Raw genomic sequence first — 15,187 nt, forward strand, 5'->3', positions numbered from 1 at the left:
GGTATAGCATTCCATACGTCCCAGCAGTGCACGAGAGGGCTCTTAAACTTGACCGGTAGGATGGAGGATAGATTGCCTGATACTACGTTTCACTATTCCTTGTTACTAAAAAGAGCGATCACGGGCCTCATTCTTGGCGCGATTGCGGGGGCGATCCAAGTGTTGTTGTTCAAACGCGATCTCATGCACCTCTGGGCAGCCATTGCCGCCGGGGTGACCTATATGACCACATGGGTGATTTTCACGGACTGGCTTCGGCTTGGGGGTGGCAAGATTCTCCTAGGCGCGGTCTCGGGTCTACTCGCGGCTGTTTTGTGGTGGGCGATTGCCGTCCATTCAGAGAACGCGTTCCTCCAGGCGGCGGTGGCCGGCTTGTGTTTTGGTGCAGCCTATGCTTGGTCTGAAGGAACGAAATCGCCATAAGTCTATTGAGTCGATCAAGCTTTCTGTAAAGGAGCGTCACGACGGCGATCGTTTTGCGCACATTCGCCTTTGCAGGACACCTTGCACGCCATATCTTGCGGGAGTATGATTTTGTCATGATCATCTCGAAGGCAAGAGAGATGTATGGGTTGTCTCGCACGATGAGTTCAACGTGCATGATGCTACTTCTCTCTGGTTGCATCCTGGCGCAGATGCTTGGGACGCCCATCACCCTTTCGAGTCTGCTCGTTTCATCCGATCTGCTTTCAGAATCTGTCTACGAAGACTTCTCTCTTCCATCTGTGGTGTCTGAACCAGGAATATCCGGTCCGCGTTTTCTGCACGCGGAGTTCCAATCGGCAAGTTACCTTCCGATCTTTCTGACTTCGGTCTTCCATCCTCCCCAAACACAGCTCTCATTGTAGTAAGGCTCTGCATAAGCGTAAGAGGTGGTGTAAGTCTCTCCGGAAGCTGGCTGAGCCACAGGAGCCAAGACCATCTATTGAGGAAGGTCGCTATCAGATGAATATAAGCTCAGATTATGAGTTCGTGTCGAAGAGGCTGTTGCTGGGAAAATGCTACGGGCAGACTGGCGAGTAATTGAGTTGCAATAAAACCGACCGGCTAAGGAGGTGACTAACAATGCCTGGCATGAACGATGCGCTCTCCTATATCTTTTTGGGTATCTTTGTGTTCGCGATCATTGTGTTCGCCCTATTCAGTGCGGGCTAAGTGGCTGCAGCACCATTGTGGAAATGGGACTTACTGAGTCTGGCACAATAGAGTGACAAGATGGGGTATTTCAGGGCGCGATGGGACTTGGCTTTCTTTTTGACTTGTGTGTCACTGTATTCTAAGAGGATCAGTAAGGGGTGCGAGAGCTCCAAGGACATTGAAAGCGTTCAGGGATGTCCGTGTTTTGCGGTTGAAGGATTCGTAAGTCACAAGCTGTCGAGGAGGGGGCGCCACAGCTTTGCTCTCCCATGGATAAGAGAGGTTTAAATACGGTCTGCTCTCCATACCGTGCAGCCGGCGTAGCATGCGTGATGCTGTTTCTTTGTGTCTGCGTACTTGCACAGATGATCGGGACACCGGTCACGCTGCTGAGCCTATTGAATTCGGATATGCGTGCAGAATCTGAACCTGTCTCCGAGGACTTTTCAGCCATCTCACCGTTGCCTGAGCTGGAGAGGCCTGAGCGTTTCCATCTGGTCAGCGAGTTTCGCCCTATCCGACATCTTCCGATATTGATCACATCTGTGTTCCATCCTCCCTACCTAGCCTGATCTCGTCGGCACGATAGCATCAAGCAGCCTGTTGTCTCGCGGCTTACCGATGCGCGAGCTATGAACCTGTTGGTGTCTTAAGGACAGTCCGGCTGTTTGTAAGCAGCTTGAAGGTCTTTCAGGTGCATGATCGATCAGGAAAGAGGGGAGGATTTTATGAATAATCAGATCCTTCGTCATGTGTGTTTCATAAGCACGCTTCTGATGTTCGCTGGCCTCACACTTGGGTGCACCACCGTCCTTGTGCCGAGATCACCAGCAGGCATCACGGTGACAGAGGCGGGTAAGGATCATGGATGGCTACTGGGGAGAATTCATCTGACTCGGCATGAGATGGATCACACGGAGAAATTTGAGAAGATGAGGATGGTCGATATGCAATGGTGGCTTGAAGAGGAAACCAGTGGCAAGCGGTTTCAGATCGCTCATCTCCCAGTTGATAACTCTTTCGCAGTGAAACTCCCAGCTGGCTCTTATCGAGTCACGGGGATCGGTTTCAACAATATGCGGGGGGTCTGGCACACAATGCTTCCTGCCGCATTTAGCGTCCAGTCACGAGAATGCACTTCCCTGGGGACGTGGGTGCTGCAGATAGAAACAGGATTCTTCAGGGGATGGATCACACGCGAGGTGGTTACCGAGGGCAGGTTTACTCAGGATGATTCAGACAGCCTTCTTGAAGTACAGGGGTGTCCGACGGTCGTGGAGCCTGTGGGGTCGCCTGTACAGCATTCGATTGCACTGGATAGTCATGTAGGCGGGTTTTAGTTCGCTCAAACGATCTCGGAGGATGCCCACCAACGATAGGGCGACCTCTGAGCAAAGAATTTCCTGCAAGCCTGAACGTCGTCAACGAAAGATGTTCAGGCTTGGAAAGGGGGCAGTATGAGAACCATTGAAAACAAGAAGGCTGCTCATAATGGATTTCCGACCGCGCCGGTAGAGACAGGTTCGAGGAGAGCCTTATCCTGTCCGCCTCAAAAGTGGAGCTTTCTGAATTATTCGATCCTTCGCCATCGTCATAGTCTCGTCCTCGCAAGTGTCCTTTCGCTAGCTGGGTTCGCAGCCGGATGCGCCACGGTCGTGACTCCCCTATCGAACTCAGACAGCGTATCGGTGGATGAGCGCCACGGATTGCTATTCGGAAACATTCGGCTCGCTTGGCACGGAACAATCCAGCCAAAAGAGCTCAAGCAGCCGCTGGGAATGAGGTGGCTGCTTGAGGAGGAAGCCAAGGGAAAACGTTTCGTGCTCGCCAATCTTCCGACTGACGGATCATTTGTGCTGAAGCTGCCGGCCGGATTCTATCGCGTCAAAAGCATCAGCTTCGATGGTCGAGAGACCTGGCAGGCCATGCTTCCCACCACCTTTGAGGTCCAGCCACGAGGTTGTACATCGCTCGGGCTATGGGACCTGCAGAGCGAGAACCAATTCTCAAAGTGGATCACGGGGCACGTCCTTGAGAGCCTTGAGCCCGCACCGGGTGAACTTCAACAAATTCTGGCTGTCAAAGAGTGCCCGACGTCGGCCGCACCGCCGCTTGACTCTTCGATGAGAAGCAAGTTGGCCTTTCACAATGAAGCGTGGGAACGGGAGGATCATAATCATATTGACTGAGCAGTCTTCAAAGTAGAGAGGGCAACAGTATGTACCAGGGGGGTGGATGCCGTACATCCACCCCCATTTCCATAAACGCTAAGGGAGTATCACCATGAGTGGTCCAATTCTTCGCCACGGCCTCATGGCCATCGTTCTGCTTTTATAGGGCGGCTTTCCGCTTGGGTGCACCACCGTGGTTGGGCCGGTATCCCCTTCGGAATCTGCGGACGATAACTTACGGCGGCTTCTCGTAGCAAAGGATTGTCCAATCATGAACTGTTTATAAAAGAATCCGAAGCAATCATGTCTTCAACGAATGGCGTCTCCTCAGCCACGGTCCTGGCAGATATCAAAGCAGGCCTCGTCGTATTTTTCGTGGCTCTGCCTCTATGCCTCGGGATTGCGCTGGCTTCCGGTGCACCGTTAGTGTCCGGATTGTTGGCCGGAATTGTCGGCGGCATCGTGGTAGGAATTTTCAGTGGATCGCACACCAGCGTCAGCGGCCCGGCGGCCGGTTTAACGGCGGTCGTCGCCTCACTCATTCTCTCACTCGGGTCATTTTCTGTCTTTCTGACGGCCGTGATTCTTGCCGGATTGATTCAAATCATCGTGGGCATTGCCAAGGGAGGGTTCATCGCCGCGTTCGTTCCGTCCAGCGTGATCAAAGGGTTGTTGGCCGCGATCGGTGTGATCATCATCTTGAAGCAAATTCCGCATCTCGTCGGACATGACCCAGACCCTGAAGGAGAAATGGCCTTCTTTCAACCGGATCTCGAAACGACGTTTACTGAGCTCATCCGTATGTTCGGGGATTTCCAGCTGGGCTCCGCTGTTATCGGTCTGGTATCCATTGCGCTGCTCGTGCTCTGGGACAAGTGGCAACCGCTGAAGAAGTCACTCTTCCCCGCTCCTGTGGCAGTGGTGCTGTTCGGTATCGGGGCGGGCGTGTGGTTCGAGCAACTCGGTGATCCCTGGCTCATCAAACCGAGCCATTTTGTTCAAGTGCCGATCGCGGGAGGCTTAGGTGAGCTCTTCGGCCTCCTTCCGCGGCCCGATTTTTTACAGTGGACAAATCCGGCCATCTACACTGCGGGTTTTACGATTGCCATCGTCGCTTCTCTTGAAACCTTGCTGAATCTCCAGGCGGTCGATCGGCTTGATTTGCAGCAACGAACCTCGCCGCCAAGCCAGGAATTATTGGCTCAAGGCATCGGAAACGTGGTTTGTGGATTGGTCGGCGGACTTCCAGTCACTTCCGTGGTCATCCGGGGGTCGGTAAACGTCAACACCGGTGGAAGAACAAAACTGGCTACGATTATTCACGGCACGTTGCTGTTGGTCAGTATTCCGCTGATACCCACATGGTTGAATGCCATCCCGTTATCTTGCCTGGCGGCCATCTTGCTGATGACCGGCATCAAACTGGTGAGTCCGACGCTCGTGAGGCAAATGTGGAACGAGGGCCGTTACCAATTCATTCCGTTTGCGGCAACCGTCGCGGCCATAGTTGTTACGGATCTCTTGATCGGGATTGCCATCGGCATGGTTGTGGCCATCGCCTTCATTCTCAACAGCAATATGCGCCGCCCGGTGCATCGCTTCGTGGAAAAGCACCTCGGCGGAGAGGTGGTCCATATCGAACTGGCCAATCAAGTGAGTTTCTTGAATCGTGCTGCTCTTTCTAAGGTGCTGAATGAAGTGCCTCGCCACGGCCATGTCTTGCTTGACGCACGGAACACGGATTACATCGATCCGGACGTGTTGGGTTTGATTCGAGACTTCAAGGAACAAACCGGGCCGGCCCATGGCGTTGAGGTCAGTCTGGTGGGATTCCGAGGCGAGTATAACTTTGAAGATGAGATCCAGTATGTCGATTATTCGACCCGCGAACTGCAGGATACCATCACTCCGCAGCAGGTCCTGCAAATCCTCAAAGACGGCAACGAACGAGTACGCACCGGGCGGCGTCTCACCCGAGACTTCAATCGCCAAGTCCGTGTCACGGCGGAAGGGCAACATCCGTTAGCCGTCGTCCTCAGTTGTATCGATTCCCCAACTCCCGCAGAGCGAGTGTTTGACTTGGGCATGGGCGACATCTTCAGTGTTCGTATCGCCGGCAACATCTCAAGTCGGAAGGTTCTCGCCAGCGCGGAATACGGATGTGCTGTGGCCGGAGCGAAACTCATTCTTGTCATGGGGCACACGCGATGCGGTGCCGTCAGTGCAGCTGTCAAGCTCCTTTGCTTGACCCAGATGAGCGCTGAAGCATCAGAGTTCGAACACTTCCATTACATCGTCAACGAACTTCAACAATCGGCTGACCAAGAGATCTGTCGAGATTTGAGTGAACGATCGGCCGAGGAGGCAGGGACGGTAGTCGATGTCGTGGCCCGTCGGAATGTTGTGCGAGTTGTTGAACAACTGCACAAGCAGAGTAGGACAATCGATGGGCTCATCAGGAAGGGGAAGATTGCGATTGTGGGCGCAATGTACGATGTCGTTACGGGAGACATCGAGTTTTTACTAGACGACGTGCGCTCCAATAAGCAAATTGGACAGACGCTATAGTGCGTCTATCGATTGCCGGATTGGCATGGCACGAATCAGTTCTGCTCGGCTCCGCAGGGTGGAAATGGTCGCTGTCGCGTACGGGGTCCGACAATTCAGCTATGAACCGGTTACCTTTTGGGGCTATGAGGTAGATGTTCGGTAGACCAATCGATGATCACAATGAGGTTCGATGATGAAAAAACTCGTGAAAGGTTTCTTAAAGTTTCGCAATGAAGTATTCGGAAACAAGAAGGCGCTTTTCACACGATTATCACAAAATCAGGCTCCACGCGCTCTATTCATTACCTGTTCCGACTCGCGAGTCGACCCCACGCTCCTGACACAAGTGGAGCCAGGTGAGTTGTTCATCCTGCGAAATGCCGGGAATATTGTGCCGCCCTACGGTTCCATGCAGGGAGGTACTACCGCAACGATAGAGTATGCGATGGCGGTCTTGAAGGTGCCTCATATCATTGTTTGCGGCCATACCGATTGCGGTGTTATGAAGGCTCTCCTGCATCCCGAGCAAGTGCAAAACCTGCCGGCAGTCAAAGAATGGGTGGGGCAGGTTGAAACCACACGGAGGTTGATGCGCGAGCTCTATCCCGATATCAAAGGTAAAGACCGTCTCATCAAGACGATCCAGGAGAATGTCCGCGTCCAACTTGAGCATCTGCGCACACATCCGTCGGTAGCCCTTCAACTGCGCAAGGGCAAAGTCGGTCTCCATGGATGGGTCTATTCCATCTCAACCGGGGATGTATGGGTCTATGACTTCAACTCGCAGGAGTTTGTCTCGCTCTATGAAACAGCTGCTCGCACGTAATGTGTGCCGACAGCCCAATACATCCGGAGATTCGGAGGCCGCAACTTCTGCGGCAGGCATCCGATCAGAAGATAGCAGGCCTTAGGCTGTCTGGAAGCCGTCGTAACTGTTCCGGTCACTGTTACCGAATGACCTGAATCTGCCGCCACCGTTCCGATTGATATCGCCAGAGTAATAACCCCATCCGCACGGTCCAGTCAGCGATCATCGCCGCCCAGATATAAAAGACGGAATGACGCATCCAGAGGGAGGCGATTAGCGCCAACGGGACGCGGACGCCCCACATGCCGATCATTGTGGCGCCCATAATGAAGCGTGTGTCGCCGGCGCCTCGGAGCGATCCGGCCAGAACCATGGTGAGAGCCAGCGGCACTTGCAATAAGGCGACAATTTTTAAAAATATCGTTCCGAGTTCGATCACGGCTTCATCGATGGTGAACGCGCGAAGCAGCGCATAGGGGAAAAAGAAAAAAATGATCCCCATGCAGGCCATCAGAACGATGGCGATCCGATTGGCCTCCCAGTTCTCCAGCTTGGCTCTGGCGTACTTCCCTGCCCCGATGCTTTGCCCCACCATGGTCGCGGCGGCGATGGCGAGCCCATACCCAGGCAAAAATGAGAATGATTCAATCGATAACCCGACTTGGTGAGCGGCATAAGCCACGGTGCCATAGAGGAGGACGAGTTTCGTGTAGATAAAGATGCCGGCCTGTTGAACGATGCGTTCACCGGATACCGAAGCTCCCACGTCCCAGATCGATCGAATCAAGTCCATGCGCAACGTGGACGACTCTTTCAAAATGGGGCGACAACGCAGCAGGAGATACAGCATCCCCGTCGCTTCGGCGAGTCCAACAGCGATGGCCGCTCCTTTCAGACCCAAGTTGGGAGCTCCCCATTGTCCATAGATGAGAGGGTAGGCAAGGAATACATGGAGGAGGTTGACGCCGATCAGACCGTACATGGGGGTCTTCGTATCACCTGTGCCTTGGAGGATGGACGACAGAACTTGGATGAGTACGGTACAGGGAATCACGAAGAAGATGACGGTCGAATAGGGGAGAGCGAGCTCAATGACGGCGGATTCTGCGCCGAGTTGCTGCATGACGAACTGATTGCCGACTATTCCAAGACTAGCCAACAGGAGCGAAATGCCGATCGAAAGCCACAAGAAGTGACGGGCCGCTTCTCCCGCGTCTTGTCGGCGCCGCGCTCCCCATAACTGGGCGACGATCACATTCGTCCCAACCGAAACTCCTGAGACCAAGGTCGTTGCCACGAAAGCCAGAAGTTGTCCCAGGCCGACCGCTGCGATGGAAGTGGCACCCAGCCCACCGACCAAGAAAATGGCGACAATGCCTTCCGCCCGTTGGAGAAGCGTGGTGAGTGTGACGGGGAGCGCCAAAATCATCACGGACCGCCTGATCTGAGTGACACCGTTGCCCATGGGGCGTTATCCTAGCAGAGTTCCGTACCACGCCAGCTGAGAAATTGCTGATCGCATCGTGAACTGTATGATGATGGCCGACCTTCACAACGGATCTCCCACGACGTTCGCACTACCCCGCTTGTCGAAATCAAAATTTCTCTCGGGATTGCAATGCCACAAGCGGCTCTATCTGGAAATTTATCAGCCTACGTTGGCGACCCCGCCGGATGCGTCGACTCGGGCGATTCTGGACATGGGAACCGAGATCGGGATTTTGGCGCAGCAGCGCTTTCGGGGTGGTGTGCTGGTCAAATCAGGATTCCGTCAGCGGGAGGCGGCGATCGTGGAGACCGCCGCCTTGCTTCAAGATTCGGGCATTCCCGCCATCTTCGAAGGCGCATTCGAACATGACGGAGTCCTTGTGCGCGTCGATATTTTGGAGCGCGTGCAGAATGCTCAGGGGGGATCGTCATCCTGGCGTTTGATCGAAGTGAAGTCATCAACCAGGGTGAAAGATATCCATCTTGATGATCTATCCATACAAAGCTACGTCGTCCAAGGCGCCGGGGTGAGGCTTGATGGGACCTGTCTGATGCATATCGACAGGGGATATCTCTACCAAGGTGGGGAGGTTGATCTGAAGGCGCTTTTCTCGATTGAAGATGTGTCGGAAGCTGTGACAGATCGAGGAGGGCAGGTGCCTGAACGATTAGCTGCTATGAAGGCGACGGTGCTGAATTCTGAACCACCGATGATCGAGCCCGATCAACATTGTCACGCCCCCTACGAATGTCCCTTCTGGGCCCATTGCACGAAGGAAAAACCACAGCGCTGGATCTATCATCTGCCGGGCAAGAAAGAGATTGTCAGTCAACTTGTCCGGCAGGGTATCAGGACGATCGACGAAATTCCAGGTGAAACAAGACTGTCGGATGTACAAAGAAAGGTCAAAGACAACGTCGAGTGGATTTCGTCGGATTTGGGTCACATTCTTCGTTCGGTCTGCTATCCCATACACCATCTCGATTGCGAAACCGTCATGTTGGCACTGCCACGGTTTCCCTCAACGAGGCCCTATCAGTCTCTTCCGGTTCAGTGGTCCAATCACATTGAACTCGAATCCGGTGAGATCATCCACCGGGAGTTTCTTCACAACGAGGCATCGGAACCCCGCAGGCGTTGGACGGAGGCCTTGATTGAGTCCCTCGGCGAGAAAGGTAGTATCGTTGTGTATTCAGCCTATGAGGAGGCCATCTTACGCCAACTTGCGGAGACTTTTCCTGAGTTCAAATCGGCGTTCAAAGCGATTGTGAAGCGGCTATGGGACCTGCTTCCTGTCATCAAGGGCCATTATTATCATCCCGCCTTCAATGGATCATATTCGATCAAGTCGGTGTTGCCTGCGGTTGTGCCGTCGCTTGGGTATGGCGATCTCACGATTCAAGAGGGAGGGCAGGCGGCGGCTGAATACTACCGAATGGTCTTTCTCGAAAGTGATTGGGTGGAACGGGATTCCATACGGGAGGCGCTGTTGCGCTATTGTGAGAGAGATACGCTGGCGATGGTGGAACTGCGGAGGGCCTTACAGAAGAAGACAAAAAAGGTGACTTGACAAGGCAGAACCAGCGTTCATTGAATGTCCTCATAATGCGAGGGCGAGGACAACGGAGAGCGAGAGTAGGATTTCCAGTAGGATTCTTTCGATGAAATCTCGACGTCGACTTGAGACTATCGGGATGCGCATTGTCTGATGGACAAGAATACCGAACGCGGACCGAACCTTCCATTTCTCGGTGTGCCAGTGCAACCCCGCCTTTCCGCATTCTTCGAGGCACACAAGAAGCTTGTAGGCGATCTATCATGTTTTGAACCATCTCATTTGATAGCTTCAATCGCCGGATTAATGACCATACCTGAATTACAAGCTAGCACCCTACGCGTTGAGGTCCTCCAGCATCTTGCAGTTGCAAGTGCCAAAGGTAGGAAAAAGGCAAAGCAAGCTGACTTCAGGTCATGGCTGACAGAGCTTGGCGAAGGAATAGCCGGAAGGCTGGAGGACCCATCGGAGGATGTCCTCGTTTCGCGCGTCTTATTTGCAAGTCAGAACTTTTTAATATTTGAGGGAATCTACGAAGCGTCTACATTTCATCTTCAGCGCTTTCTTAATGTGCTAGAGGCGATGCCTTCCTCGGAACCGTACTCTGGTATTAGGCGCAGCGTTCTGGCATTGCTTCGCCTATCAAATGAAGTTGCCCGACGAGCGGGTGTTTCAGCCTATCAGACAGGACAAACGCTTCCATTGCAAAGCGTCTCGAACGGACTTCTACGACGCATCTCTGATACCACGCAGCACATCATGTTTTCCCCACAAGATTTGAGAGGCTTGTCGGTAGAAGTCAGAGACCTAAAGCCTTTTGCGTTCGACCCTTCGAAGAAGGATAAGCTGCGCAACGAAACGCTAGGGCACTCCAGTCTGGAACGCAGTCCTATTGCATGGTTTCAGAACTATATCTGCCTGGTATTGCCAACCGCTGTAACAGTTGCACTTCGCAGACTGATCATCGAGTTCTGCATCTCAGCGGAGATGAAAGATGCTCTCTATAAAGAATACGTAAAGGAGTATTCGCGGACATTTTCGGGAATATCGCTTCTCGGCGGAGGCATATGCTCTCATATCCAGTTCCAGCGTCTCAACGGCATGTTTGTTTCGAATATCGGACGCTACATTGATAAGGGACGCCTTCTCCACGTTTGCTTTGTAGTGGATAGTTTCGATGGGTATGAAGAAACAGGACTGAATGGCATGCCAGACGGGTCGCGCATAAGCGAGGCAGTACAGCGCAGCATTTCGCAAATGCATGCGAAATTCTCTGTGGGGGAGGATTTTCGCAATGCCATATCACTGATCGTGATTTGCCCGTGGGGCCGTCCGCTTGAGCTGGACTTTCCAGGTGTCAGAGATCCGCGTTGGAGGATCGAGCATATCTCTGCAGCAGACCTGGAAACGATCAGTTGGACACCGACGTTTTCTCCTCTCACACTGTGGCGGTTGCTCGACTCACAAGATCGCTTGCAGCAGATGAATGTTCATCTTCGGAACTTCAATGGGCTACTCAACTTATTCGCATGGGCCCAAAATCTTGATGGCCATCTTATTCCGCACGCTCGAATGCCAGACGATCATAATTCGGAAACACCTCTCCAGATTATGATCCCGCAGAACGCATTACTTGATATTCGAAAGAGCGGTGCTGAGGCATGGAATCTGCACTTCGCGCAGAAATGGAACGGCGAGATCGTGAAGGTCAGACGCGAAAAATTCAGCGCTTACTTTAAGGAAGATCAACACGCACCGCTTTATGTGAGCATGGACGATCTTGAGCAAGGGAAGCTTGTCGCTGTGTTCGAGGCCTCAAAGACGGTCTGGTGGGTGACAACAGAGATTCAGAACTCACAGGACCGGCATTTCCATTATCGACTATGGCATGGACTAGCAGCATGGCTGGGACGTGCAGCGCATGTGTTAGAAATGGCGCTTCCAGTAATGCCCGCGGGACCGGTAGTTTGGCTTTGTCAGTTTGATGATGCAGACCAATTTAGTTCGGCCGCGCATGTGCCGACACGTGATGCTGCCAGCGCTCTTCTGAAAGTAACAGTTGAACAGAACATCATTCGTGTTCATGCAAAAGAGGGATTTCTGTATTCATTTCGGCAAGCAACCAATGTGGGAGAAAGCCTGTTAGTTGAAGGGCTCGTCAGAGGCGCATTCGCCTTGATTGGAATTCACCCGAGCCACGAACTAATTACAGAAGTGATGGCTGAGATAGTGCCCGACGAATGGGCACGACACATGCATTTTTTCATGGCTCGAGAGTTTCGCGATTATGTTCGTGAATCAGTGCATAGCGATCCAATCCTTATCTCGGAAGAGGACACCGCGTATTCGTGTCTTGGACTTGGATGGAGAGCACGAACACGCGCCGAAGGCCCATGCATATCCGGCGTTCACCCTTGCTGCACCTTTCTTGGTCGCGTGGTTGACTGCGTGTGGGAAGAGGTTCGCGCAGAGCTCAAGAAGTATACCCGTGAATCGTTGATTTGGCAGTTAATAGAGAACCATGAATCCATAATGCTGGAAACCGATCAGTGGCTGAGTACAGCCAAGGCGGTATTGGCTCTTCACATTGATAAAGAACAAACCGAGCTTGACTCAGTCAGGCAGATTGCAAAGTTAAATGCCGGTTCTCTGAGTACAAGGATACTCATTGAGATGGCACTATGCGAATGCCCAGAATCCGGAGGCATTGAAGCCGGGGAGCTTGATACAACTCGACTACTCGCCAACGTCATGAGAATGCATTACCTAGGCGGTTGGTCTGAAGCTATCTGGTATGGCGGGAAGAAGGCAGAAGTGAGAATTACGCCGCTTGGCGACGTACATACGCACATCGATTTTGATGAAAAGATAGCAACCCCATACGGACAAACCCTGGGTGCCAAGCACTTTCGTCACAGCGCTCGGGATTACAAGAGAAACTTTCAGGAAGGCGGTATCCGCGAGAGCGTCGAAGAAGCTCTTCCACCCGAATTTTGGGAAGCCTGGATTGAGGCGTACGGGTTCTCAATAGATGAGCTGCGCAAGTTCATGGACAACATTGATGATGAGGGTTTACGGCGCCGAACATTCGCGTTCACTTGTATGTTTGATGAGTTGGGTGCGATGGACAAAGCTGGCCAGCTACCAGCGCCCATCATCCGAAACATTCTCGATGCACTTTCTCTCTCCCCGCGTGAGAGCTGGACGTCGACTCCGACTGGCTACTTAGCGAAAGATTGGTCACCATGGCGCTTTCGGCGGCGACTCTCGCTTATCAGCAGGCCGATAATCCGGTTATCGAATGATGGCAATCCACGTTACCTAATAGCGCCAGGTATAGTCCGCGATGGCGCGGCCAAAGTAATTCAGTACTGTCTCAAGGGCGATTACGACGCCAAAGATTTTCCCCGCGGAAGGATGAGGTCGTGGATAGGAGCTGCAGAGAATAGGCGTGGGCATGAATTCAATGAGCAAGTATCCAACGCTCTGCGCGAACTGGACTGGAACACGAAGCCAAATGTAAAGCTCACTGAAATTCTGAACGTTAAGCTCGACCACGATTATGGTGACATAGATGTTCTGGCGTGGCGGGGCAAACGTATTCTTGCGATTGAATGCAAGGATTTGGAGCTAGCCATGACCGTCGGAGACATTGCTCGTCAGGTTCACGAATTTCGTGGCGAAGATGGTTTGAATGGCAAGCCTGACAGGCTTAAGAGGCACCTGACACGTATTGCAATTTTGAAGAGCCGAATGGATGTGGTTCGAAGATACACGCGAAGTCCAGATGCCTCCGAAATCGAAGCCTGTCTAGTGTTTAGCGATATTGTACCTATGAGCTTCTCCGAACTGGCTGAACAGCGAGCTGTACGAATTTCAGTCTTTGAGAGCCTAGCGAACCTCTAGAAGTGGCTTAAACTCTGAATCCGCGTAACCTTCAAACTCGAACTAGCCAATCCGAAGTCGCATTCGGTGAGGCGCTCATGCTCCTCCTGAGGGGGGTCGAACACTGAAGGTGCTTATCCGCCGGCGATAATGAAGAGAGGCTGCGCCTGGTGAGCCGGCGGTACACACGAAGTGCGGTTTGGCGGAGAGGGTGGGATTCGAACCCACGGTCGAGTTACCCCGACAGCAGTTTTCGAGACTGCCCGATTCGGCCGCTCTCGCACCTCTCCGTTATAGCAGATCGTCGGCTGGCTTGAGTATCGAGCAGGTGAGGAGAACATGCTCGATGAGCGTGCGAGCTTACCTTGGCTGGTACGGTTTTGCAATGGCTCGAATTGCGCCGTCTAAAATCTTACCGAGCGACCGATCGTTGCGGCGGGCAAGCGGTACAAGCGCCTGGAGTCGGCGACCATCTTGATCGGGAAAGTCTTGCAGGTCGCAGAGCAGACCTTCGGGCGCCTGCATGCGCCAGAGTTGTTGCCCCTGGTCTATGCGGGAGTCCCGGTTGTCGATGGTGAAAAGCAGTCACCCGAGCTTATCCAACTTGAGGTCGCGTTTGATTTCATTTCCGCACCGATTGACATGACCTCAGTAACGGCTGACAAGTGCAAGGCGCATAAGTCACGTCGTTGCAGTCAGAGGTGTTCCTTCCCTCGATGGTTTGTACAAATAGTTTCGCTCAGGCCATGCTCCCTCACTGATAGACAGGCCTCGATGGGAACAGGTCCGTCAGGGCTCCCATGTGTGCCTTCTCCGCGCTGTCCCGTTACTTCAGATAATACCCATACCGTTCGATGATCGCCTTGGCCTGAGGACCACTCATGAACTCCATGAGCGCTTTTGCCGCAGAGTTATCCTTTCCCTTGGTCAGCAAGATCGCATCCTGCTTGATTGGTTCGTGCAGGTTGGTTGGAACATCCCAGCGACTTCCCTTCCCCTTGAACTTCGGGTCCATGACCTGGGATAAGGCCACAAAGCCCAGTTCGGCATTTCCGGACTCGATAAATCTCATAGTCTGGCCAAGATTCTCCCCCACGATGATGACGTTCCCGGGCTGTAACTTCTCCCAGATCCTCAACGCCTGCAATGCCTGCATCGCCGCGAGGCCGTAAGGAGCGGTCTTGGGGTTCGCAATGGCCAGGCGTGTGAAATTTTTGGAGGATAATGTCTCTTCTCCCTTCACCAGGTCGGCATTCGGGCTCCAGAGCGCGATACGACCGAGGGCATAGGTGAAGCGGGAATCCTCGACTCCAAACCCTCCTTCTTCCAAGCGCTTGGGGCGCTTATTATCGGCAGAGAAAAACACATCGAACGGCGCCCCGTTCTTGATTTGCGAATACAAATTGCCGGAGGAACCGGCAGCAATCTCAACGTGATGTCCCGTCGATTGTTCAAACTCCGTCGCCACCTCGTGGAACGGTGGAACAAAATTCGCCGCCACCGCGACCAGAACCTGCTCGGCGAATGCCGGTATCACGGCCGTACTCGCGAGAACAAACAAATACCATGTGAGAAACCTCTGTTTCATGGTC

9 protein-coding genes and 1 tRNA gene are annotated in these 15,187 nt (G+C 53.1%); 7 read left to right on the top strand and 3 right to left on the bottom strand.

Features of this window, described 5'->3' with window-relative positions:
* The first annotated feature begins 72 nt into the window (after nt 1-72).
* The 5 genes from P0120_13050 to P0120_13070 all read left to right on the top strand — a co-directional run bounded on the left by P0120_13050 (nt 73) and on the right by P0120_13070 (nt 6,684).
* Nucleotides 73-423: a hypothetical protein gene (locus P0120_13050; protein ID MDF0675248.1), complete on the top strand. Its 351-nt coding sequence runs from the start codon at nt 73-75 to the stop codon at nt 421-423.
* A 1,412-nt stretch (nt 424-1,835) separates the two neighbouring features.
* On the top strand, nt 1,836-2,477 hold the full coding sequence (locus tag P0120_13055; GenBank protein ID MDF0675249.1) for a hypothetical protein: 642 nt from the start codon (nt 1,836-1,838) through the stop codon (nt 2,475-2,477).
* Between the two features lie 117 nt (nt 2,478-2,594).
* Nucleotides 2,595-3,326, top strand: a complete 732-nt coding sequence (locus P0120_13060) for a hypothetical protein (GenBank protein ID MDF0675250.1) — start codon at nt 2,595-2,597, stop codon at nt 3,324-3,326.
* Nucleotides 3,327-3,611: 285 nt separating this feature from the next.
* Entirely contained in the window at nt 3,612-5,876 is a 2,265-nt protein-coding gene (locus tag P0120_13065) for a SulP family inorganic anion transporter (GenBank protein MDF0675251.1), read from the top strand.
* Between the two features lie 172 nt (nt 5,877-6,048).
* The gene (locus tag P0120_13070; GenBank protein MDF0675252.1) at nt 6,049-6,684 is read left to right on the top strand and encodes a carbonic anhydrase; all 636 of its coding nucleotides are present in this window, start codon (nt 6,049-6,051) and stop codon (nt 6,682-6,684) included.
* Between the two features lie 121 nt (nt 6,685-6,805).
* Here the strand turns inward: P0120_13070 and P0120_13075 are convergent, their stop codons facing one another.
* The gene (locus P0120_13075) at nt 6,806-8,131 is read right to left on the bottom strand and encodes an MATE family efflux transporter (protein ID MDF0675253.1); all 1,326 of its coding nucleotides are present in this window, start codon (nt 8,129-8,131) and stop codon (nt 6,806-6,808) included.
* A gap of 67 nt (nt 8,132-8,198) precedes the next feature.
* Between P0120_13075 and P0120_13080 the strand changes: the two genes are divergently transcribed.
* Together P0120_13080 and P0120_13085 are read left to right on the top strand one after the other, a co-directional pair.
* The gene (locus tag P0120_13080; protein ID MDF0675254.1) at nt 8,199-9,725 is read left to right on the top strand and encodes a DUF2779 domain-containing protein; all 1,527 of its coding nucleotides are present in this window, start codon (nt 8,199-8,201) and stop codon (nt 9,723-9,725) included.
* 138 nt (nt 9,726-9,863) lie between these two features.
* Nucleotides 9,864-13,616: a hypothetical protein gene (locus P0120_13085; protein ID MDF0675255.1), complete on the top strand. Its 3,753-nt coding sequence runs from the start codon at nt 9,864-9,866 to the stop codon at nt 13,614-13,616.
* A 179-nt stretch (nt 13,617-13,795) separates the two neighbouring features.
* Here P0120_13085 and P0120_13090 read toward each other — a convergent pair.
* Nucleotides 13,796-13,885, bottom strand: a tRNA-Ser gene (locus tag P0120_13090).
* Between the two features lie 536 nt (nt 13,886-14,421).
* The gene (gene modA / locus P0120_13095; GenBank protein ID MDF0675256.1) at nt 14,422-15,183 is read right to left on the bottom strand and encodes a molybdate ABC transporter substrate-binding protein; all 762 of its coding nucleotides are present in this window, start codon (nt 15,181-15,183) and stop codon (nt 14,422-14,424) included.
* Between the last annotated feature and the right edge of the window lie 4 nt (nt 15,184-15,187).

The sequence above is a fragment of the Nitrospira sp. genome, assembly GCA_029194675.1.
Classification (GTDB): domain Bacteria; phylum Nitrospirota; class Nitrospiria; order Nitrospirales; family Nitrospiraceae; genus Nitrospira_D.

Bases quoted from the DNA above. Each gene is read 5' to 3' on its own strand.
- P0120_13075 (MDF0675253.1), bottom strand. From the start codon at position 8,131: ATGGGCAACGGTGTCACTCAGATCAGGCGGTCCGTGATGATTTTGGCG.
- P0120_13085 (MDF0675255.1), top strand. From the start codon at position 9,864: ATGGACAAGAATACCGAACGCGGACCGAACCTTCCATTTCTCGGTGTG.
- P0120_13065 (MDF0675251.1), top strand. From the start codon at position 3,612: ATGTCTTCAACGAATGGCGTCTCCTCAGCCACGGTCCTGGCAGATATC.
- P0120_13080 (MDF0675254.1), top strand. From the start codon at position 8,199: ATGATGATGGCCGACCTTCACAACGGATCTCCCACGACGTTCGCACTA.
- P0120_13055 (MDF0675249.1), top strand. From the start codon at position 1,836: ATGATCGATCAGGAAAGAGGGGAGGATTTTATGAATAATCAGATCCTT.
- modA (MDF0675256.1), bottom strand. From the start codon at position 15,183: ATGAAACAGAGGTTTCTCACATGGTATTTGTTTGTTCTCGCGAGTACG.
- P0120_13070 (MDF0675252.1), top strand. From the start codon at position 6,049: ATGATGAAAAAACTCGTGAAAGGTTTCTTAAAGTTTCGCAATGAAGTA.
- P0120_13060 (MDF0675250.1), top strand. From the start codon at position 2,595: ATGAGAACCATTGAAAACAAGAAGGCTGCTCATAATGGATTTCCGACC.